The 21,364-nt window shown below is 49.2% G+C and carries 21 protein-coding genes; 15 read left to right on the top strand and 6 right to left on the bottom strand.

Annotated elements, in window-relative coordinates; genetic code table 11:
* Positions 1-53: 53 nt before the first annotated feature.
* From B067_RS0100455 to B067_RS0100445, 3 genes are all read left to right on the top strand, one after another.
* Entirely contained in the window at positions 54-1,373 is a 1,320-nt protein-coding gene (locus tag B067_RS0100455; protein WP_019528071.1) for an N-acetylmuramoyl-L-alanine amidase, read from the top strand.
* 12 nt (positions 1,374-1,385) lie between these two features.
* Complete coding sequence (gene mutL, locus B067_RS0100450; protein ID WP_026244316.1) at positions 1,386-3,269, top strand: DNA mismatch repair endonuclease MutL; 1,884 nt, start codon at positions 1,386-1,388, stop codon at positions 3,267-3,269.
* A 154-nt stretch (positions 3,270-3,423) separates the two neighbouring features.
* The gene (locus B067_RS0100445) at positions 3,424-4,128 is read left to right on the top strand and encodes a pseudouridine synthase (RefSeq protein WP_019528069.1); all 705 of its coding nucleotides are present in this window, start codon (positions 3,424-3,426) and stop codon (positions 4,126-4,128) included.
* Positions 4,129-4,205: 77 nt separating this feature from the next.
* Here B067_RS0100445 and B067_RS19210 read toward each other — a convergent pair whose 3' ends face one another.
* On the bottom strand, positions 4,206-4,826 hold the full coding sequence (locus B067_RS19210; RefSeq protein ID WP_019528068.1) for a glutathione S-transferase family protein: 621 nt from the start codon (positions 4,824-4,826) through the stop codon (positions 4,206-4,208).
* 129 nt (positions 4,827-4,955) lie between these two features.
* Here B067_RS19210 and miaA point away from each other — a divergent pair, with 129 nt between their 5' ends.
* From miaA to B067_RS0100400, 8 genes are all read left to right on the top strand, one after another.
* Positions 4,956-5,969, top strand: coding sequence for a tRNA (adenosine(37)-N6)-dimethylallyltransferase MiaA (gene miaA / locus B067_RS0100435; protein ID WP_035801201.1), 1,014 nt, complete (start codon positions 4,956-4,958; stop codon positions 5,967-5,969).
* Positions 5,970-6,150: 181 nt separating this feature from the next.
* Entirely contained in the window at positions 6,151-6,387 is a 237-nt protein-coding gene (gene hfq, locus B067_RS0100430; protein WP_019528066.1) for an RNA chaperone Hfq, read from the top strand.
* A 14-nt stretch (positions 6,388-6,401) separates the two neighbouring features.
* The gene (hflX, locus tag B067_RS0100425; RefSeq protein ID WP_019528065.1) at positions 6,402-7,706 is read left to right on the top strand and encodes a ribosome rescue GTPase HflX; all 1,305 of its coding nucleotides are present in this window, start codon (positions 6,402-6,404) and stop codon (positions 7,704-7,706) included.
* Between the two features lie 67 nt (positions 7,707-7,773).
* Positions 7,774-8,928 carry an FtsH protease activity modulator HflK gene (hflK, locus tag B067_RS0100420; protein WP_019528064.1) on the top strand — a complete coding sequence of 385 codons (1,155 nt, stop codon included), beginning with the start codon at positions 7,774-7,776 and terminating at the stop codon, positions 8,926-8,928.
* The gene (hflC, locus tag B067_RS0100415; RefSeq protein ID WP_019528063.1) at positions 8,928-9,797 is read left to right on the top strand and encodes a protease modulator HflC; all 870 of its coding nucleotides are present in this window, start codon (positions 8,928-8,930) and stop codon (positions 9,795-9,797) included. Before hflK ends, hflC begins: the two co-directional genes overlap by 1 nt.
* Positions 9,798-9,980: 183 nt before the next feature.
* The gene (locus B067_RS0100410; RefSeq protein ID WP_019528062.1) at positions 9,981-10,166 is read left to right on the top strand and encodes a DUF2065 domain-containing protein; all 186 of its coding nucleotides are present in this window, start codon (positions 9,981-9,983) and stop codon (positions 10,164-10,166) included.
* A gap of 31 nt (positions 10,167-10,197) precedes the next feature.
* Complete coding sequence (locus B067_RS0100405; RefSeq protein ID WP_019528061.1) at positions 10,198-11,373, top strand: ATP phosphoribosyltransferase regulatory subunit; 1,176 nt, start codon at positions 10,198-10,200, stop codon at positions 11,371-11,373.
* Between the two features lie 44 nt (positions 11,374-11,417).
* On the top strand, positions 11,418-12,710 hold the full coding sequence (locus tag B067_RS0100400; protein WP_019528060.1) for an adenylosuccinate synthase: 1,293 nt from the start codon (positions 11,418-11,420) through the stop codon (positions 12,708-12,710).
* A 77-nt stretch (positions 12,711-12,787) separates the two neighbouring features.
* Here B067_RS0100400 and B067_RS0100395 read toward each other — a convergent pair whose 3' ends face one another.
* The gene (locus B067_RS0100395; protein ID WP_019528059.1) at positions 12,788-13,822 is read right to left on the bottom strand and encodes a GGDEF domain-containing protein; all 1,035 of its coding nucleotides are present in this window, start codon (positions 13,820-13,822) and stop codon (positions 12,788-12,790) included.
* 260 nt (positions 13,823-14,082) lie between these two features.
* On the opposite strand from B067_RS0100395, the gene purE reads away from it, so the two are divergent.
* The 4 genes from purE to B067_RS0100375 all read left to right on the top strand — a co-directional run bounded on the left by purE (position 14,083) and on the right by B067_RS0100375 (position 17,481).
* Positions 14,083-14,580, top strand: coding sequence for a 5-(carboxyamino)imidazole ribonucleotide mutase (purE, locus tag B067_RS0100390; protein WP_019528058.1), 498 nt, complete (start codon positions 14,083-14,085; stop codon positions 14,578-14,580).
* Between the two features lie 14 nt (positions 14,581-14,594).
* Positions 14,595-15,719, top strand: a complete 1,125-nt coding sequence (gene purK / locus B067_RS0100385; RefSeq protein WP_019528057.1) for a 5-(carboxyamino)imidazole ribonucleotide synthase — start codon at positions 14,595-14,597, stop codon at positions 15,717-15,719.
* A gap of 160 nt (positions 15,720-15,879) precedes the next feature.
* Positions 15,880-16,167: a YebG family protein gene (locus tag B067_RS0100380; RefSeq protein WP_019528056.1), complete on the top strand. Its 288-nt coding sequence runs from the start codon at positions 15,880-15,882 to the stop codon at positions 16,165-16,167.
* Positions 16,168-16,320: 153 nt separating this feature from the next.
* Positions 16,321-17,481 (top strand): cation diffusion facilitator family transporter, encoded by a 1,161-nt coding sequence (locus tag B067_RS0100375; protein ID WP_019528055.1) that lies wholly within the window; start codon positions 16,321-16,323, stop codon positions 17,479-17,481.
* A 4-nt stretch (positions 17,482-17,485) separates the two neighbouring features.
* Here B067_RS0100375 and B067_RS0100370 read toward each other — a convergent pair whose 3' ends face one another.
* The 4 genes from B067_RS0100370 to B067_RS0100355 form a co-directional block, all read right to left on the bottom strand.
* Positions 17,486-17,797, bottom strand: a complete 312-nt coding sequence (locus B067_RS0100370) for a hypothetical protein (protein ID WP_019528054.1) — start codon at positions 17,795-17,797, stop codon at positions 17,486-17,488.
* Positions 17,798-17,859: 62 nt separating this feature from the next.
* A complete protein-coding gene (locus B067_RS0100365; protein ID WP_019528053.1) occupies positions 17,860-18,648 on the bottom strand; it encodes an MFS transporter in 789 nt (262 codons plus the stop codon).
* Positions 18,649-18,731: 83 nt separating this feature from the next.
* Positions 18,732-19,664: a CobW family GTP-binding protein gene (locus B067_RS19205; protein WP_019528052.1), complete on the bottom strand. Its 933-nt coding sequence runs from the start codon at positions 19,662-19,664 to the stop codon at positions 18,732-18,734.
* Between the two features lie 39 nt (positions 19,665-19,703).
* Positions 19,704-21,344: an amidohydrolase gene (locus B067_RS0100355; RefSeq protein ID WP_019528051.1), complete on the bottom strand. Its 1,641-nt coding sequence runs from the start codon at positions 21,342-21,344 to the stop codon at positions 19,704-19,706.
* Between the last annotated feature and the right edge of the window lie 20 nt (positions 21,345-21,364).

Below are 21,364 nucleotides of genomic sequence, written 5' to 3'. Positions count from 1 at the left end.
TTGCTATCATGCACTCGCCACCCGAATCCGCCATTACGTAGGCCTGTTATAAAATGTTGTACCGCTTACTACTACAGATTGTTATTAACGCCAGCTTGTTGCTCTCGCTAGCGGTGCAAGCCGCTAACGTTAACGATGTGCGCGTGTGGCGCGCGCCTGATCACACCCGGGTGGTGTTAGATTTATCTAGTGCTGTAGAGCATAAGGTGATGATGCTTAGCAAGCCCGACCGCATCGTGGTGGATATCAGCGATACGGTTTTAAAATCACAAACCCAGCTCTCGGCCCTAGATTTAGCGAATACCCCCATCACCCGTGTACGCAGCGGGGTACAAGATAAAACAAACCTGCGAGTGGTGTTAGACGTTAAGCACGGGGTTAAGCCACGTAGTTTTATGTTAAAAGCCAGCGGCGAATATGGTGACCGCTTGGTGATTGATTTGTTGGACGTCAATCAGCAGCAGGCTACCGTTAAACGGGTTAATAACAGCGGTAAAAAGCGCGACATTATTATTGCTATAGATGCCGGCCATGGCGGTGAAGACCCCGGTGCCACCGGCCCCACTAAAGTGCGTGAAAAACATGTGGTGTTAGCTATAGCCAAAGAGTTGAATAGCTTGTTTGAGAAAGAGCTGGGTTATGAGCCGGTGATGATACGCAGTGGCGATTACTATGTGGGGCTAGAGAAGCGTCGCAAGTTGGCACGCAGCGCTCAGGCCGATTTATTTGTTTCCATACACGCCGATGCATTTAAAAATCACCGCGCCAAAGGCTCCTCGGTGTACGCGCTATCCAGCCGAGGCGCTTCCAGCACCACTGCACAATTTCTAGCGAATGAGGCTAACAGTTCTGATTTGGTGGGCGGCGTTAACCTAGGCGAAAAAGATGAGTTGTTGGCTGGCGTATTAGCTGATCTCTCCATGACGGCCACGCTGGATTCCAGCTTGCAGGTAGGCAGCAAGGTGGTGGGTCAAATGGGGCGCATCTCGCATTTACATAGTAAGCGTGTGGAGCAGGCGGCGTTTGCGGTATTAAAGTCGCCGGACATTCCTTCTATCTTGGTGGAGACAGGTTTTATCTCTAACCCCACCGAAGAGCGCAATTTAAAAAGTAGCAGCTACCAGCGTAAAATGGCCGCTGCTATTTTTAATGGTATAAAAACATTTTTTGCCGCTAGCCCGCCTTCAGAGACTTTGATCGCCTGGCAAAAAAATCAGCGCAATAAAACAGTGGCCTACACCATTAGCCGCGGCGATACCCTGTCCGATATTGCCAAGCGCTTTAGAGTGAGTGTGGCCGATATACAAAAAACTAATGGTTTGGCGTCTTCGTCTATACGGGTAGGCCAAAAAATTATTATCCCTTCTTCATAAATAGAATATTTAATGTCACGAATAAAATTATTAAGCCCTCGTTTGGCTAACCAAATTGCCGCCGGTGAAGTGGTAGAGCGTCCCGCCTCTGTTATTAAAGAGTTGGTGGAAAATAGTTTAGATGCCGGTGCTAGTCGCATCGATGTTGATATAGAAAGCGGCGGCGTCAAACTCATGCGAGTGCGTGATAACGGCGGCGGTATCGCACAAGATGATATGCCGCTGGCGCTAAGCCGCCATGCCACCAGCAAAATATATGAGCTGGATGATTTAGAAAATGTCACCAGTATGGGCTTTAGGGGCGAGGCGCTGGCGAGTATTAGCTCGGTATCGCGGCTGTGTATTTTGTCTAACACGCAAGTGCAGGGCGCGGGCTGGAAAGCCGAAACCGAAGGCCGCGATATGAACGTAGAGGTGGGGCCTGCGCCGCACCCGCAGGGTAGCACGGTAGAAGTGCGCGATTTATTTTTTAATACCCCTGCTAGGCGCAAATTTTTGCGCGCCGAAAAAACCGAATTTAATCACTTAGAAGAAGTGATCAAACGGCAATCACTGGCGCGCTTTGATGTGGGTTTTCATCTGCGCCACAACGGCAAGGTGATACACGCCTTAAAAGCTTGTGACAGTCAGCTAGAGCAAGAGCGCCGGGTGGCCTCGGTATGTGGCCCCGCCTTTATGCAAAATGCCCTGTATATAGACACCGAAGCTATGGGCCTGCGCCTATGGGGTTGGGTGGCGTTGCCTACCTTTTCCCGCAGCCAAGCCGACCTGCAGCACTTTTATGTTAACGGCCGGGTGATACGCGATAAGTTGGTGACCCATGCGGTGCGCCAAGCCTATCGCGATGTATTGTTTCACGGTCGCCACCCCGCCTTTGTTTTATATTTAGAGTGCGACCCCGCCATCGTCGACGTTAACGTACACCCCACCAAGCACGAAGTGCGCTTTCGCGATGGCCGCACCGTACACGACTTTTTATTCCGCAGCTTACATCGCTTGTTAGCGGATGTGCGTCCCGATGCGCAGCACATGCCCACCGGCGACAATAATGCTCAACCCGCTAGTGGTATTGGTGCCGGAGAGTTTGCTGGCCAAGCGGCGATGTCGCTGCGTAATGATGCCCGTCCCAGTATGGGCCAAGTACAAGAACAGCTGACAGGTTATGGCGAATTGTATAGCAGCAATACAGCCGATGCTGGCAACTTGCAGTCACGGCAATCTGGCGCTGGTGATAGAGGCGCTTATTCATCGGCCAATTTTGCCGCGGGCAATGCAACACCTATTAATTTAAGTGATTTAGAAACTGATGAAATTCCGCCCTTGGGTTTTGCCATTGCCCAGTTAAAAGGTATTTATATCTTGGCCGAAAACGCCAACGGCCTAGTGTTGGTTGATATGCACGCCGCTCACGAGCGCATTACTTACGAGCGTATGAAACAGGCCCGTGCCGGCGAGGGTATTAAAGCCCAGCCTTTATTGGTGCCCGAGAGCGTAGCGGTAAGCCAGCGCGAGGCGGATTACGCCGAACAAAATGCTGAGCTATTTTCTCAGTTAGGTTTGGCGGTAGAGCGTGCGGGTCCCGAAACTATAATGATTCGACAAATTCCCATTATTTTACAAAATGGCAATGTTGAACAACTGGTACGCGATGTCTTGGCCGACTTAATCGAACATGGCAGCAGCGATAGAATCGAAGCGCATATTAATGAAATACTAGGCACCATGGCTTGCCACGGTTCGGTGCGCGCTAATCGTCGCTTAAGCATTACCGAAATGAATGCACTGCTACGCGACATGGAAGAAACTGAGCGCAGCGGTCAATGTAATCACGGCAGGCCCACGTGGACGCAAATGAGTTTGGATGAGTTGGATAAATTGTTTTTGCGGGGGCAGTGATCATCAGTCTCTAGTACGTAGTCTATAGTCGCTAGTGTTTGTGATGCGAAATTTTCTTCTTAGTCATGCAGGACTTGATCCGGTATCTAACCTTTTTCTGCTAGTTTAATCGTTACTGAAATATTCATTTCCTTCATGCGAATCAATTAATCCCATGCATTCCAAATACGCCCGTTTAGATCGTTATCTTAGTCAGAAGTTGGGCATTAAGCGCGGCGATGTGCGCTTGATGTTGGCGCGTGGTCGGGTGCGGGTTAATGGTGTGGTGGCGGTGGATATTAACCAGCGGGTGGGTGAGTTTGATCATGTCGTGGTTGATGGTCAGGTGTTGCAGGTGCGGGAGCCTGTATACATCATGATGCATAAACCCATGGGGGTGGTGAGTGCGACTAAGGATGAAAAAAATAAAACGGTTATCGATTTGTTGCAGCGGTCCGATAAAAACGCTTTGCATATCGCTGGCCGATTAGATTTTAATTCCACGGGTTTATTATTGCTTACCAATGATGGTCGTTGGTCGCGGCGTTTATCGGAGCCGGCGACTAAGGTGATGAAATGGTATCGCGTGAGACTGCAAAAGCCAGTAACTCCCGATTACATCGCGGCCTTTGCGGAAGGTATGTACTTTTCCTTTGAAGATATCACCACACTACCTGCCGAGTTAAAGATCGTTAGCGACTATGTGGCTGACGTAGGTTTGATGGAAGGGCGTTATCATCAAATAAAACGCATGTTTGGTCGTTTTCAAAACCCGGTGCTGGAGTTGCACAGAATGGCGGTGGGAAATTTGCAGCTTGATGAGACGCTAGCTGCGGGCGAGAGTCGGGAGTTGTCGGCTGATGAGCTTGAGGGTATATAGCTACCGGCGCTAGGCCGGTACGATGACCGGAACGCTGGCCGGTACGACAGACCGGTACTACGGGCTGAAAGCGAGTATTACAGCTCCGTCCCATGCTCAACAAAAACCTTGTTTGCCGCAGGATGGCGGGTCACTTTTTCAAACAATAACTGCAGTCGCGGTAGGCGTGCAAATAAAGCCGCTCTATCTTCCTGCCAGCTGATTAAGGTGGCTAGATATAAATCGCAGGCCTGGATGGTATCACCTAAGCAATAGGGGCCTTGCTCCAGCCAGCTATCAACGATGTTGTAATGCTTGTCTATGGCTTGCTTGGCCATTTCTTTGACTTCATCGCAGGCTTGTTTAGAAACGGCATATTTATTGGGGTAGTACACTCGCAAATAGGCTTCGTGCATAGACGAGTTTAAAAAGTGCATCCATTTCAAATAGTGGCCGCGCTGTGGGGCGTCTAACGCAGGGCTCATGTTTAACTGTGGCCATTTGTCGGCTAGGTAGGTGGTGATGCCTACGCATTGAGTGAACACTTCGCTGTCCTCCACTAAGGTGGGCACTTGGCCGGTGGGGTTGAGCTTGAGGTAGTCCTCGGACAAGCCTTTGTCAAAACTAAGGTAGACATTTTGGTAGGCTTGGCCGCTCATTTCTAAAATGATTTGTGCGGGTATGCTGCATGAGTCTTTAGCGCCGTAATAGGTCAACATGGTATAGGCTCCATTGTTGTTTTATGGTTATTGTTAAAAGCTGTTTATAAGCTGTAGCAGGATAGAGTGACTTTGCAATAGTTTGCTCATTTTGTCACATGATTAAAAGTGATCGGTTACAATGCCGTTATGAGTGAAACGAACCTACCCCCAGCCATTTTTTTAATGGGCCCCACCGCCTCGGGTAAAACCGCTTTGGCGATAGAGTTATGCCAGCGGCTGCCCTGCGACATTATTAGTGTTGATTCCGCTTTAGTGTACAAAGGCTTGGATATAGGCAGTGCCAAGCCCAGCGCTGAAGAGCAGGCCTTAGCGCCACACCGTTTAATTGATATACGCGACCCGGCGCAGGTGTATTCTACCGCTGAATTTAGGGATGACGCCCTGCGTGAAATGGCTGAAATCAGCAGTCGTGGCCGTATTCCATTGTTGGTGGGCGGTAGCATGTTGTATTTTAAAACCTTGCTAGAAGGCATCGCCGATATGCCGGAAACAGACTTGGCCTTGCGTGCACAGATAGAAGCCGAGGCGGCGCAAAAGGGCTGGCCCGCCATGCACGCTGAGCTGGCTGCGGTAGATCCGGCCTCGGCGGCGCGCATACACCCCAATCATACCCAGCGCATAGAGCGGGCCTTAAATATCTATCGCGGCAGTGGCAAAACCATGACGGCGTTGCATCAGGCGCAGGCCGATGAAGCGCAGGCGCAACTCCCTTATCAGCTCACCCAGTTGGCCATTGCGCCCGTCGATAGGGCGGTGTTGCATCAGCGTATTGCGCAACGTTTTCGACAAATGATGGAACAAGGCTTTGTTGATGAGGTCATAGCCTTGCGCTCGCGGGGGGATTTGCATTTGGATTTACCTGCTATGCGTGCGGTAGGGTATAGGCAGGTCTGGGAATACTTAGAGGGGCGTTGGCGTGATGATGAGGTTGTGGAGCGAGGTATAATTGCTACCCGGCAGCTGGCTAAACGCCAGCTTACTTGGTTACGCAATTGGTCTGAGCTTAGCTGGATACACACCGATGCTGACAACCGCTTATTGTCTAGCCCTGAAACGGCTGCGGCAGTGGCGGGTTTGGAAGGAGAAAATCCTATCGCCTTGGCGATAAAATATCTGGACAAAACAGCTCACTTACGGTGATTTGAGTTATACTTACCCTCGTCTGGTATTAGTGGCTGCGCGTTAAGCCACGCCGGACTGCGATATTCGGGTTGCTTTTTGGCAGTCCTAACAATAATAGTTATTGCCATTATTATTTTGGATAACTATCAGGTCTCACACATTATTTTACGGCCCGAGTTGGGCTTAGAAGGAGAGTCACATGTCAAAGGGGCATACGCTACAAGACCCTTACCTAAATGTTTTGCGCAAAGAGCGCATTCCAGTATCAATTTACTTGGTGAATGGCATTAAGCTACAAGGCCAAGTTGAGTCATTTGATCAGTTTGTTATTTTACTTAAAAACACTGTGAGCCAAATGGTTTATAAGCACGCTATTTCTACTGTTGTCCCCTCTCGTGTGGTACGTATGCCACAGCCTGATGCGGATGAAGAATAAGCTGAGGTATTTAATTGTTATTTGAACGTCCAGATTCCGGTGAGCGGGCCGTTTTAGTTCATTTAGATTTGAGACGGGAAGATGAGCGAGAAAATCTCGGTGAGTTTAAAGAGTTAGTTCTATCGGCAGGCGGTGACCCCGTGGCATATGTCAGTGGTCGCCGTGATGCACCCCATTCCAAATTTTTTGTAGGCACTGGTAAGCTGGAAGAAATACGCCAGCACATCATCGATCACGATGCTGAATTAGTGCTGTTTAACCATGCCTTATCCCCCAGTCAAGAACGTAATATAGAAGCCGCACTATCGTGTCGGGTGCTGGATCGCACCGGTTTAATACTGGATATTTTTGCCCAGCGCGCCCGTACCCATGAGGGTAAGCTGCAGGTAGAGCTGGCCCAGTTACACCATATGTCTACCCGCTTAATACGGGGCTGGACCCACCTTGAGCGGCAAAAAGGTGGTATAGGCCTGCGCGGCCCTGGTGAAACCCAGTTGGAATCGGATCGTCGTTTGCTACGCGGCCGTATTAAAACCATTACTAAGCGTTTGGCCAAAGTTCGCAGCCAGCGCGACCAAGGCCGGCGCAGCCGCAACCGTAATGAAATTCCCACCATAGCGTTAGTGGGTTATACCAATGCCGGCAAATCAACCTTATTTAATAAAATGACGGATTCTGCTGTGTATGCGGCTGATCAGTTATTCGCTACCCTAGATCCTACGCTCAGGCGCTTAAAGGTGCCTGATTTGGGGCCTATCGTGTTGGCTGACACCGTGGGCTTTATCCGCCATCTGCCACATAAATTGGTTGAGGCCTTTAGGGCTACCTTAGAAGAGGCGGCGCAAGCGGACTTTTTAGTGCATATTATTGATTGTGCCGATGAAGACCGCGCCGCCAATATTGAGCAGGTAGAGTTGGTATTAAAAGAAATAGGCGCCCATAAAATCCCCCGCTTAGAGGTTTACAACAAGGTGGACATAGTTACTGCCCAGCCGCATATCGATGTTAACGATATAGGCGAGCCGCAGCGGGTATGGCTGTCGGCGCAAACGGGTGAGGGTATAGAGCTATTACTGCAAGCCTTGGCTAAACGCCTGAGTGAAGAGCAGATAACAGGGACGCTGTCGCTAATGCCCAGCCAAGGGCGTTTACGTGCTACGCTCTACGAGTTGAATGTAGTCTCTAGCGAACATTACAGCGAACAGGGTTTATGCGAGTTGCAAATACGCTTACCCAAGAGCGACTTTAATCGTATCGTCGCAGCTGAAAACCTTAACGCCGCCGAGTTATTAGCGACGCAACAACTAAAAGTTTGTTAGACTTCGCGGCAATCATTGACGTATTACTCACGGCGCTCATAAAAGCGCAGTATGATAGGAGAAAATAATGGCCTGGAATGAACCGGGTGGTGGCGATAATAAAAATCCATGGGGCAGTGGTGGTAACAACAACCAAGGTCCCCCGGATTTAGATGAAGCCCTACGCAAATTTCAAGAAAAGCTCAGTGGCATCTTTGGCGGCAAATCTGGCGGTAATGGTGGCCAGTCGCAACAAATCGGTGGTGGCCTTATAGTCGCGGCGGTGGTGGTGTTAGCTATCGTGTGGGGGCTTTTTGGCATTTACCAGGTTGATGAAAAAGACCGCGCCGTAGTGTTGCGCTTTGGTAAATATCTTAATACCAACACCCCTGGCTTACAGTGGAATCCGCCTCTAATTGATAAAGTGCTTACCGTAAGAGTCACCGAAGAGCGTCAATATTCTTCGCGCGGTATGATGCTTACCGAGGACGAAAATATTGTTGAGTTGCCGCTAACCGTGCAATACAACATCTCCGACCCCAAAGCCTTTTTGCTTAATGTCAAAACCCCGGAGCTAAGCTTGCAACAGGCCAGTGACAGTGCGCTGCGTCATGTCGTGGGCGGCACTACTTTGGATGATGTTGTATCCAGTGGCCGTGCTGAAGTGGGTACCCGCGTTAAAGTGCGCCTGCAGCGTTACTTAGATATGTATGGCACCGGCATTAACGTGGTGAAAATTAACATTCAAGAGGCTAAGCCGCCTTCAGAAGTTAAAGAAGCCTACGATGACGTTATTAAGGCTCGCGAAGACCAAGAGCGCTTTATTAATGAGTCGCAAGCCTATGCTAACGGTATTATTCCCGAAGCCCGCGGTGCGGCACAGCGTACATTAGAAGAGGCCACGGCCTATCGCGCTAAAGTTATTGTTGAGGCTCAAGGTGAGGCTGCGCGTTTTGAAAAGCTGTTAACCGAGTATAAAAAAGCACCTAGGGTAACTAGAGAGCGTTTATATATATCCGCGGTTGAAGAGGTCATGAGTAACACCTCTAAGGTCATGGTCGATGTTGCCGGTGGTAACAATATGATGTATCTACCCTTAGATAAGCTCGTGCAGCAGCGCTCCAATGTTAAGGCTGATGATGGCCATAACCCACAAGATATAGACAGCATTGCTGAACAAGTGATTAAAAAGCTACAGCGCCAGCAAGATGCTAGTCGCAGACAGCAGCGGGGGAGTCGCTAATGAATAGATTTATACCTTTACTAATAACTCTACTAGTGGTGATTATCGCCGCTAATAGCACCTTATATGTGGTGGATGAAACCCAAACTGCGGTCAAGCTGCGCTTTGGTAAGTTGGTCCAAACCGGGATTACGCCGGGCATGCATGTAAAAATGCCTTTTGCTGACGATATCCGTAAGTTTGATGCGCGTATCCTCACCTTAGATGCGCCACCAGAAAGCTTTTTTACCGTAAACAAAAAGCGCTTGATCGTTGATGCCTACGCTAAGTGGCGCATTATCGATGTGGACACCTACTACCGGGTAACCGGCGGTATAGAGTCTGTGGGTCATAGCCGCTTAACCAGCCGGGTAACCGACGGCCTGCGCAACCAGTTTGGTACGCGTACTCTGCACGAAGTGGTGTCGGGTGAGCGTGACATGCTGATGACCCATATACGCGACGATCTCAATGAAAACGTGCGCGAAAGTCTGGGTATAGAGGTAGTGGATGTGCGGGTTAAACGCATAGATTTACCGCCCGAGGTGAGCGAGCCGGTATTCCGTCGTATGCAGGCCGAGCGTGAGAAAGAAGCCCGCGAGCTGCGCTCCAAGGGTCGCGAAGAGGCCGAAAAAATCCGCGCCTTAGCTGAGCGTGAACAGACCATACTGTTGGCCGAGGCTTATAGTACGGCTGAGCAAACACGTGGTGAGGGCGATGCTCAAGCCTCTGCGACCTATGCCGCTGCTTATAGCCGCGACCCGGAGTTTTACTCCTTCGTGCGCAGCCTTAATGCCTATAAGTCATCGTTTAACGATAAAAGCGATATCTTGTTGGTAGACCCCAAGGGTGACTTCTTTAAATACCTAAAAAGCAGCGCTGTTCAGTAAGCGGCTGCGCCCTGACCTAGTCGCTCATAGCAACTTATAGCTGCTCATAGTCACTAGGTTTACCGGGTTTTTCTATGGTAGAATGCGCTAACCGGGCAACATTATGCGAGAGCATAGGGTTGCGCGGTTTTTTTATGTGTAGATATTGGGGTATTACACCTCAGCATACCGATAGAGGTGACTATGTGGCAGGATCTGGCCATCGCACTAAGCTTGGTGTTGGTGATCGAGGGAATGTTGCCATTTTTAAGCCCTCGCTCGTGGCGCGATATGGTCATACAAGTGACCCGGCTGAACAATAAGCAGCTACGCATCATGGGTTTAATGAGTATGCTGGCAGGGCTAATCCTGCTAACACTACTAAAATAGCATCTAATTTTTACTATCAAAGGCTTTATCAATGACCATAGCTGATCGCTGGCTGCTGCCCGATGGTGTGGAAGAACTGTTGCCCGAACAGGCCGAGCAGGTAGAGGCCCTACGCCGAAAATTATTAGATTTATACCACGCCTGGGGCTATGAGCTGGTGATGCCGCCGTTGCTGGAGTTTACCGACTCATTATTAGTGGGCTTAGGCACAGACGTAGACCTACAAACCTTTAAAGTGGTGGACCAACTCAGCGGCCGCACCATGGGCATACGCCCAGACATGACCATACAAATTGCTCGTATAGATGCCCATTGCCTAAAGCGCGATGACGCTGTGCGCCTATGCTACGCCGGCAGTGTTTTACATACCCGCCCGAAAACCTTAATGGCTTCACGCTCGCCCATACAATTAGGCGCCGAGCTGTATGGCGACAGCAGCATCAATAGCGATATAGAAATTATCTGCTTAATGCTGGAGACCCTGCGTGCCAGCGGCATACAAAACATCACCCTAGATCTGGGCCATGTCAGCATATACCGCGCCCTGCTCGCCGAAGCGGGTTTAGAGGAAGAGGCCAAACAGGCTTTGTTTGATGCCCTGCAGCGCAAGTCAGGCAGTGAAATTAACGCCCTGATTGCCAAGCATGTTGCGCAGCCGCAGCTGGCAGCCATGATGCAGGCATTAACCCAGTTAAACGGTGGCCGTGAAGTATTATCCGAGGCGGCAGAGTTGCTAGCCCATGCCGGTGAAACTGTGCAGCAGGCTTTAGCCGAATTGGCGAAAGTGGCCGACAGCATCGCCGCCAGAATGCCCGATGTGAATATCTATTTTGATTTAAGCGAGCTACGTGGCTATCACTACCACACCGGCCTAGTGTTTGCTGCCTTAGCGCCAGGCATGGGGCAGGCAGTAGCCAACGGCGGCCGCTACGATGATGTAGGTAAAGTTTTTGGTCGTGCCCGTCCAGCTACCGGTTTTAGCACCGACTTAAAAGCGCTGTTGCAACTGTTGCCGGCACAAGAGCCTAGCGATATCGCGGCGATAGCAGCGCCTAATAGTGATGATGTTGCCCTGTGGCAAGCCATACAGCAGTTGCGCGCCCAAGGTGAGCGCGTGCTACAAGCCTTATCCAAGCAAGCGGCGGTTACCGGATGTGATCGTCAATTAGTGTTAGAGCAGGGTGCATGGGTTGTGAAACCGCTATAGGGTTTAGCAACTGCCTGAGAATTTTGAAAACTTGAGAATTGAACATGAGTAAAAACGTAGTTGTACTAGGTACCCAGTGGGGTGACGAAGGCAAGGGCAAAATCGTTGATTTGCTAACCGATCAAGCGCAGGCCGTGGTCCGCTTCCAAGGTGGCCACAATGCTGGCCACACCTTGGTTATAAGCGGCGAAAAAACCGTTTTGCATTTAATTCCTTCCGGTATTTTACGCGAAAATGTTATCTGCTTAATTGGTAACGGCGTGGTGGTTTGCCCTACTGCCTTATTAAAAGAAATAGCAGAGTTGGAAGAAAAAAGCGTACCGGTGCGTGAGCGCCTACGTTTAAGCCCGGCTTGCCCTATTATTCTTCCCACCCATATCGCGCTAGACCAAGCTCGCGAAATAGCCAAGGGTGAAGAAAAAATCGGCACCACTGGCCGCGGTATAGGCCCTGCCTACGAAGATAAAGTCGCTAGGCGCGGCATACGTTTAGGTGATCTAAAACACCCCGAACGCTTTGCTAAAAAATTAAAAGAAGTGATGGAATACCATAACTTCCAGCTGACCCAATATTACAAAGTCGACGCGATTGATTATCAGCAAGTGTATGACGAGATCATGAAAATGGCCGAGCAAATTGTGCCCATGATTGATGATGTTAACGGCATTTTGCACGCCTACCGCGAAGCCGGCAAAAACATTATGTTTGAAGGCGCGCAGGGTTCACTGCTGGATATAGATCACGGTACCTATCCCTATGTTACCTCATCAAATACCACCGCAGGCGGCACCGCTACTGGCAGTGGTTTTGGCCCCTTGTACTTGGATTATGTATTGGGTATTACCAAGGCTTACACCACCCGTGTGGGTTCTGGCCCTTTCCCCACTGAGCTATTTGACGACGTAGGCAAGCACTTGGCCGAAAAAGGCCATGAGTTTGGTGCTACTACTGGCCGTGCTCGTCGCTGTGGTTGGTTTGATGCCATGGCTTTGCGCCAAGCCGTGCGGGTTAACAGTGTGTCGGGTTTATGCCTAACTAAGCTGGATGTGTTAGATGGCTTAGAGACCATTAAAATTTGTGTGGCTTACAACGATGCTGACGGCAATCCTGCGCCGGCGCCTGTTGATAGTGACGACTACGCCAAACTAGTACCGGTTTACGAAGATGTACCAGGCTGGACTGAATCGACTTTGGGGGCGCAGACTTTAGAGGCTTTGCCGGCAGCGGCACGGGCTTATATTAAGCGTATAGAAGAAGTGGTGGGTGCGCCTATCGATATTATTTCTACCGGCCCCGATCGGGTAGAAACTATCGTCCTGCGTCACGCGTTTGATTAAAGTTTACGTTGCCGCACAAGCGTAAAAAAGCCCTGCATTGCGGGGCTTTTTTTTGCGCAGCTGCCAGTAAATAAATACTAGCGTAGGGGGTTAAATACGTCCAAGTCGCTCTTTACCGAGTTGCGGCCGGTGCGCTTGGCTTCGTACATACAGTTATCGCCACGGTCTAGTAATTCTTCAGCATTGTCTAACAGACGGTATTGGGTGACGCCGGCAGACATCGTCAGCCGGCCAATAAGCTGGCCGTTACGGCCGGTGGATAATTGCTTAGCAGAAATTGCCTTGCGCAAGTGCTCGGCAACTTTTATGGCATTTTCTAGGTCGGTATTGGGCAGTATAATCGTGAATTCTTCACCGCCGTAGCGGGCTAAAAAATCGCTGCTACGCAAATTTTTTTTCATGATAGAGGCAACCAGTTTTAATACTTTGTCACCAGTGCTATGGCCAAACTTGTCATTAATGGTTTTGAAGTGATCAAGATCGACCATAATTAACGATAAATCGCGGTGCTTATCTTTGGCTTCGCTTATGGCTGCTTGTAAGCGTTCATCCAAGCCGCGCCTATTAGCTGCCCCGGTTAAGCTATCCGTGATGGCTTCACTGCCAGCCTGCTCTAAATCTTTGCGCAGCTGTTTAACTTCTCCGTTGAGTGAGCTGAGCATGCTGTTAATATCGTTGCTGGCCGAGCTTATCGTTAAGGTTTCTTGGGTGAGGTCGGTAATGATATCTTTTATTTCGCTAATGCTGGGGTCGTTGTTGAGCCTAGTGGTGCATTTTTCTAAGGCCTGGCAAAAGTCGTTACTGCTGTCGCTCCAGTTAGCAATCTGGCTAATCATGATGTTGAGCAAGTGGCTAAAGGCTAAGCGCGCGGCATCAAAATCTTTTTGTTCGTCGCTAACAAAATACTTCTTTAATAATTTGTGGCAGATTTCTTCACTAATAGCTATTTGCTGAGCAATCAGTGCATCTATTTCGTCGTTAAGTTGGGGGGTGCTGGTACTGGTGTATTCGTACCAGACTTTATAGTTTTCGGGAATGGGGTGCAGCTCGTGCTGCTTGAGGTGCTCAAGAGTGGTGTTAAGAAAACTCTGTAATTGGTACTGGTTATACATTCTAGCGTTGGCTCTGCGGTTATAAATTGGCTAAAGCTAATGATAGCTTATATTACGGATATATCGGCCTGACCTTTTTATCTTACTGTAAAAGCTGTATGACGACAGCTTGCGCAGACGCTAATGTCAGCTAAGGACTAGGGTTGTTCACAGGTAGCTAGTGACTCTGCTACAATTAGCCGCTTTTCTGAGCCCCTGCGTATAATGCTGAGGGCCACACCTACAAGGCCTAGCCTTGATGCTTATTGAGAGAAGCAATTATGACTGATGCAGTCGTCGCCGTTGTTATGGGTTCACGCAGTGACTGGGAAACCATGTCTGCAGCCTGTGAAATGCTAGATACCTTTGGCGTGCCGTATACCGTTGAAGTGGTATCGGCTCACCGCACCCCTGAAAAACTGTTTTCGTTTGCTAGCAGCGCCAGGGATAAGGGTCTTAAGGTGATTATCGCCGGTGCCGGTGGCGCTGCCCATTTACCGGGTATGATTGCGGCCAGCACACCCTTGCCCGTGCTGGGCGTGCCAGTGCAAAGCAAAGCCCTCAATGGTATGGACAGCTTGTTATCTATCGCACAAATGCCCAAAGGTGTTGCCGTAGGCACCTTGGCCATAGGTGCCAGCGGTGCGGCCAATGCCGGTTTATTAGCCTCACAAATTATTGCCTTGGGCGATGCCGAAGTGGCGGCCAAAATCGATGCCTTCCGCCAGCAGCAAACCGATACCGTATTGGCTAATGCCGACCCTCGCTTACCCGCATAAATAGAGTTAACTACATGAAGTCACTGCTGATATTAGGCCATGGCCAATTAGGTTTAATGATGGCTGCCGAAGCTGCCCGCCTAGGCTTGGTAGTTGATAGGCTGGATATGCAAACCGGCGAGTTGCTGTGCGGCACGACTGCGCAAAGGCTGAAAGTGGATGCTGCCGCGTTAATCGCGGACTACGATGTTATCACCGCCGAGATAGAGCACCTACCCCACAGCGAGTGGCTAGATCGTATCTATGCCTCAGATAAGTGGGCCAACCGTTTGGCCTTTGAGTTATTGCCTAACCGCTATAGCCAAAAAACCTTGCTGGATCAGCTGCAAGTGCCCACCGCCCCTTGGTGCGTGTTAGAGAGCCGTGCTGATGTGGCTAAAGCCCATCAGCAATTGGGTGAAGCGCTAATCGTTAAATCCACCACTGGTGGTTACGATGGCAAAGGCCAATGGCGCGTTAGCCCTGACAATGGCGAGCAATTGCCCGAGGCCATGTTTGGCCAATTAATTGCCGAACAAAAAATCCCCTTTCAGCGCGAAGTGTCAGTTATCGGTGCCCGCGATGTCAGCGGCCACAGCTACTTTTTACCCATGGCTGAAAACATACACCGCGAAGGTATTTTACGTTATAGCCTAGCCAATGTGGCGGTGGATGACGTGCTGCAACAGCAGGCCGAAGCGGCCTTGGGCAACATACTCGACCATCTTGATTTTGTGGGTATTATGGCCATGGAGTGTTTTGTCACCGAGCAGGGCTTATTAGTGAATGAGCTAGCTCCGCGAGTACACAACACCGGCCACTGGACCCAAATGGGTGCGGTGACTAATCAGTTCGCCATGCAGGTATTGCCTTTAGTTGGCTTGCCTTTGCCACAAAGCCAAAACTGTAAGCCAACGCTGATGCTGAATTTAATAGGCTGTGAATTTTCCCCCGCCTGTATCAGCCTGCCCTGCGTAAGCTACCACTGGTATGGCAAAGAGGTGCGCCCTGGCCGCAAGCTGGGCCATATCAATATTGATGCCTCCTGTTCTGCGGCTTTGAAAAAGGCGGTGACTGTACTCAGCCCCCACTTAGACGCTGAGCATCAAGACCTGCTGGCCGAAGCGGTAGAGCTGCATAGGCAGCGCAGCGCTGCATAACAACAGCTAAGGCCGGTAGTGCTGGCCTTTTTTATGTGTTTTTATGGTAGTGTTGCCATTGCTAACTTTACTGTATTTATATACAGTAAGTGGCGCTTATGTAAAAAGATTCAATACCGCGTTTTATTAACAACTAACTATAAACATAGAAGGTGAGCTTATGGCCGTTGTGGCAATGTGGAAATGTGACCGGGATGACAGTATGTTTGATAACAAAAAAGACGCCGATGCCTACGATAAAATGCTGGAGCTGGCTGAGAGCTTTACCCAGTTTTTAGAAAAGCATGCAGAAGGTATTAGCGAAAAAGATGCCGAAACTATAGGCTTGTTATTAGCCCACAATAAAGAGCAAGTCATCACTGCCTGCAAGGGCAAGCCAGAAGTGTTACTTAGCTTGGGTGAAGGTGAAGGCGAGTCTAATATTACTGAACTATCGGCAGCCAGCTAATATCTAGGCACTAATCCCTAGCTTCTAGCTGCCGGATACCTGATTCATCAATAAAATGCCGGACTAGCGTCGGCATTTTGCTTTTTTACTAATCATTAAACGCTGGTTGTGATTAAATGCACCTTTATTCTTTTTAGGTGAATTTGTAAAACCATGGATGCACCCGCGCAGCAACGCCAGCATGAAATTCAAAAAGTCACCCTGATAGGCGCAGTGCTAGATGCCTTATTAGGTTTCGCCAAAGTTATTGTAGGGGTATTGGCCAACTCCCATGCCTTGATTGCCGATGGCATACACTCCTTCTCGGATCTACTTACCGATGCCATGGTGATCGTGGTGTCAAAATTTTCTCATCACGGCCCCGATGAAGATCACCCTTACGGCCACGGCCGCTTTGAAACTTTTGCCACCGTGGTCTTAGGCGCATTACTCATTGCCGTGGCTGGTGCCATGGCTTACGACAGCGTTTACCGGCTGTTATATAGCGAACAATTATCCATCCCCGCCTGGCCTGCGTTAGTGGTTGCGGGCATCTCTATTGTCAGCAAAGAGTGGATATATCACTACACCAAGGCCGTAGGCGAAAAATATAATTCCAAAATGCTCGTCGCCAACGCTTGGCATAGTCGCAGCGATGCTATCTCATCGATCGTCGTGTTAGTGGGTGTGGCCGGGGCCATGCTGGGCATTAGTTGGTTGGATAATGTGGCCGCCTTAGTAGTTGCCATTATGATAGCTAAAATCGGCTGGGACTTGGCCTGGGAGAGTGTGCAGGAGTTAGTCGACACCGCCCTATCGGCAGAAGAAGTGGACGGGATGAAAGGCATCATCATGCAAATTGAGGGAGTAGTCGGCGTGCATGAGTTGCGTAGCCGAAAAATGGGTGCCGATGCCTTGCTCGATATACACATACAAGTAGGCTCAAAAGTCAGCGTATCCGAAGGCCATAATATAGGCGTGTGGGTTACCGATAGCCTATTAAAAAATGTGAAGAGCATTACCGATGTGACTGTGCATATAGACCCAGAAGATGATGACAACGACGACGCTCGTATAGAGGGCAAGGTAGTGTTACTGCCCCTGCGTGGCGATGTCATGGCCGCCCTTAATGAAACCTGGGAAGGCATAGCCTACACCGAAAGCATCAAAAAAATTAACCTACATTACCTGCGCGACAGCGTGCAGGCAGAAGTATTTATGCCTGCCGACGTGTTAAATGGTGAAGCCTTTGATAGGGCTCAGTTTCAAGCTGAGCTGCAAAAAGGCACTAGCCATTTACCTTGGCTGAGCCATATTAGTGTGTGGTTTGGGTGATTTTTTATAGCTGCTTAGTGGTTAAACGCTTGAGCAAAGGCGCAGACAATATCAAGAGTAAGCTTAAGCAGCTCAAGCCTATCGCTAAATAGATGGCTGAGTTGTAATTGGCGCTACCTACTAAAAATGCAGCGAGTGCCGCCCCGGCTGAGTTGCCTACCAAATTACTAAATTGCCCGGCTACGACGACGGTGCCGGTATGATCCAAGTTGGCTTGTATGCTTAAAAAGTAAGGCCAAGAGAAAGCCCAATCCATAGTGAATACCGCTATGCCTAGATAATAACTCAATGCCGTTTGTTTGCTGAGTAAAATCACCAAGCCACAAATTTGTAAGGCAACGCCAAAGCTTAATGGCTTGTTATAACCCCATCGATCACCTAAAAAATCACCGCTAAAGCGCCAGATATTGAGATGGCGGTGATATAAGACAGGGCATTACCCGTGTCTAGTGAGCTTAGCCCCGCAGCTAATCCCATACGGTCCGCGTAGGCCCAAATGGCCGCTGTGGCTGCGCCATAAATGCATAAGCTCAATAAAGATAGAAGGGCGGGTGGTTGTAAAATAATACTGCTTTCTAGTCGGTCAATTTCTGCAATATTATGGTTAAGTGGATACTGGGTGAAAACAGAGCTGGCGCAAAGTGCAACCACCTCTAGCAGAATGATGATGTACATCATGCCGTTAAATCCTAGGCTTGGAAGGTGTTGTGCTAAGTAATAAATGGCAATAGCAGGTAATAAAAATTGAAAGCCAATGTAAATTCCATAACCTTTTTCAGGTTTTTCTAGGTGGGCAATAGCCGCAGCGGTAGCGGCGCCAGCAAGGCCCGATAAAAAACGAATAAAACTAAAAGCTGTCAGAGAGTGAAAGTAAAGGCTGGCAATGTCTAAAAAAATCATTGCTGCCAAGCCTATGCGGGCTACCTTTTCTAAAGGCCAGTGTTTAGTTTTTAACGAGACGATCAAGGTGATTATCGCAATGCCCGCTAAGTTAGCGGAAGACACCCAGCCAGCACTGCCTTCATCAAAACCTAAATAATCAATATACGCCCCTACAATAATGGGCATAACCATTAGTGGCCATAAACTGATGGTGGCAACAAAGCTAATTAGGCAAAGGCTGAGGTTGTTACCTGATGCTAAGGTCGTCGTTGGGGCTTTATTCATAGCTTATGGTCGCCTGAAAGTTTGGTGAATGACGGTAGGCGATTTAAGTGAGTGTTATCGCATGTAGTGCTTGCTTAATAATTTCAAAATCTACACAGCCTTTTTTGGCAATCATAATCAGTGAGCTGTTGCGTGTTTGCTTGTTGTTCGCTTGTGTTGACGCAATCTATGCGTTTACCTACCATTTGCATTACATGACTTTGCTCTGGTGCTTCATGGTTGATAAAAACACCTTTTGCTCTATAAATAGCTGTGGGTAGGTCTTTGATCAGCGCTTTTAGCGCGGTTATATTAATAGGCTGGTCACTTTGCCAGGCTATGCTTTCAAACAAGTCACCGTGATTGTCATCGCTATGATCATCTTGGCAATCGTGTGTTTGGCTGTCATGCTCATGCGGCTGGTGCAAATCTACATTAAGCATTAATGATAGCGGCACATCGGCGTGGCTGGTTGCAAATACGCGAGCATGTTCAGGTAGCCATTGTTGTTTGAGTTCCGCTATGGTTTCTGCATCGCAGAGATCGATTTTGTTAATCACGACCAAGTCAGCCTGCTTGAGCTGCCAGGCCGCCAAGTCGCGGTATTCTTCGAGGGTGTGATTAAATTGTGCGGCATCAATAATATTAATAATGGCGTCTATTCTGGCTCTGTCGCGAAATAGCCGGTAGTTTAAGATGCGGGCAATGCGGCCAGGGTCGGATACGCCGCTGCATTCAATTAAAAAACATTCCGGTGGGTTTTCTTGTGAGATCAGTTCGTCTAGTTGGCCGATTAAATCGTCAGAAATATTGCAGCATATACAGCCATTGGCCAGACTCATTACATTACCATCGTGATTGCTGATGAGTTGGCTGTCTATATTAATGCTGCCAAAATCATTGACTAGCACCGCCGCGCGCAGGCCTAAGTCTGCACGCAGTATGCGGTTCAATAATGTTGTTTTCCCCGAGCCTAAAAAACCACTGATAATGGTGGCAGGGATTCGATGTGTATTTACATGCTTTGGCTTATTCATTGCCATGCCCTTTAGGGTAACGATAATCTTGTTTACGGCTTAGCGTTGGTAGACGTTTTTACCGTTCATTACGGTTAATTGCACTTGGGTTTTAGCAATATCTGCTGCGGGTATTTCAAACAGGTTTTTATCCATGACTATCAGGTCGGCGACTTTCCCTACTTCTAAGCTGCCCAAAATATCCTCTTTGAAGTTCACGTAAGCGCCATTGATGGTGTAGGCCGCTATCATACTGGCTAGCTCCACACGCTCGCTGTCGTTATAGATGGGCGCTGCGCCGTCGGGCAGCTGTGGGTCCATGCGGCGTACCGCTACGGCGATAGCTTCTAGCGGATTTAAGGTGGTGACAAACCAGTCACTGCCGCCTACCAAGCGGCCGCCAGCGCGATGCACGCTGCCTATCACCAAACTTCTTTCGCGCACTCTGTCGTCACCTACGGCCTTGCGTAAAAAGTTTTTATACTGGTCTTCAAAAGCCCAAAAGGATTGGAAGGTAGCACTAATATTGAGTTCGGCAAAACGTTTGCAGTCATCGGGGTGTATCATTTCCAAGTGACAAATTTGGTGACGGTTATCGGTATTGCCGTTGGCCTCTGTTGCCGCTGCAAATGCATTTAAAGCCATGCGTACGCCTTTGTCGCCTATGGCATGTAAGTGGACCTGTATGCCTTGGCTGTCTAGCCAACACACATATTTATTTAAGCGTTCTTGGCTGTGGAAGGGCTTACTTTTTTTGTTGAGGTCATCCAGCAGGTAGGGCTCTAGCATGGCAGCAGAGCCGTATTCAATGACACCGTCTATGTAAATTTTTATGGAGTTAACGGTAATATCGTCGCGCTGATATTGGCTAATATTATTTACAAAGTCATAAATCTCGTCACCAAAGGCGCCGGGCTGCCAGTTAATCGGTGACATGGCTGCGCGCAGACGTATGTTTAATTCGCCCCGGTCGGACAAGTAGTGATAGGGGGCCATCATGTCACCATCTAAGCCGGGCTCGGTGATGGTGGTGATGCCAAATTGATGAGCGAGTTTAATGCCGGTTTGTAAGCCTGCGACTTTTTCCTCTAGGGTTTCAACGGGCATGGCGTCTTTAACGATTTGCCCGGCAAAGTCGAATAATAAACCCGTAGCTTCACCTGTTGCTGGGTCGCGTTGAATTTCGCCAGCTAGTGGGTCTTGGGTGTCTTTATCGATACCAGCCAGCTCTAGTGCTTTGGAATTTACCCATAAGGAGTGGCCGTCATTGCAGTTGAGGTAGATGGGGCGGTGAGGGCAAATTTCATCTAACCATTCTTTTCGGGGTTCGGGTATATAGCCTATGCTCCAGCCCGAGCCTTTTACCCAGCCGCTGGCGTCGGGGCCTTGTTTATCTATATAGCTTTTTACTGCGGCCAGTATCTCATCCTTGCTTTTTAAATCATCCATGCTGCATTCGTTCTCCTGTATGCCGCCTGAGGTTAAATGCACATGGCTGTCGATAAAGGCAGGTAGCACCAACTTGACGCCTAGGTTGTCTACCTGGGTGTGCTCCCCCCAAAAAGCCTCGGCGCCATTGTTGTCGCCCACATAAATAATTTTTCCGTTTTTGATGGCTATAGCCTCGGCCCAGCTGCGGTCAGGGTCTACGGTATAGATAGAGGCATTGGAGAAGATGCGATCGGCGATAATGGCGCTCATAGTGAATATCCTGCAATGGA

It is taken from the genome of Dasania marina DSM 21967, from assembly GCF_000373485.1.
Classification (GTDB): domain Bacteria; phylum Pseudomonadota; class Gammaproteobacteria; order Pseudomonadales; family Dasaniaceae; genus Dasania; species Dasania marina.
Note: the sequence above shows the minus strand (reverse complement) of the source record. Positions and strands in the feature narration are given on the sequence as shown.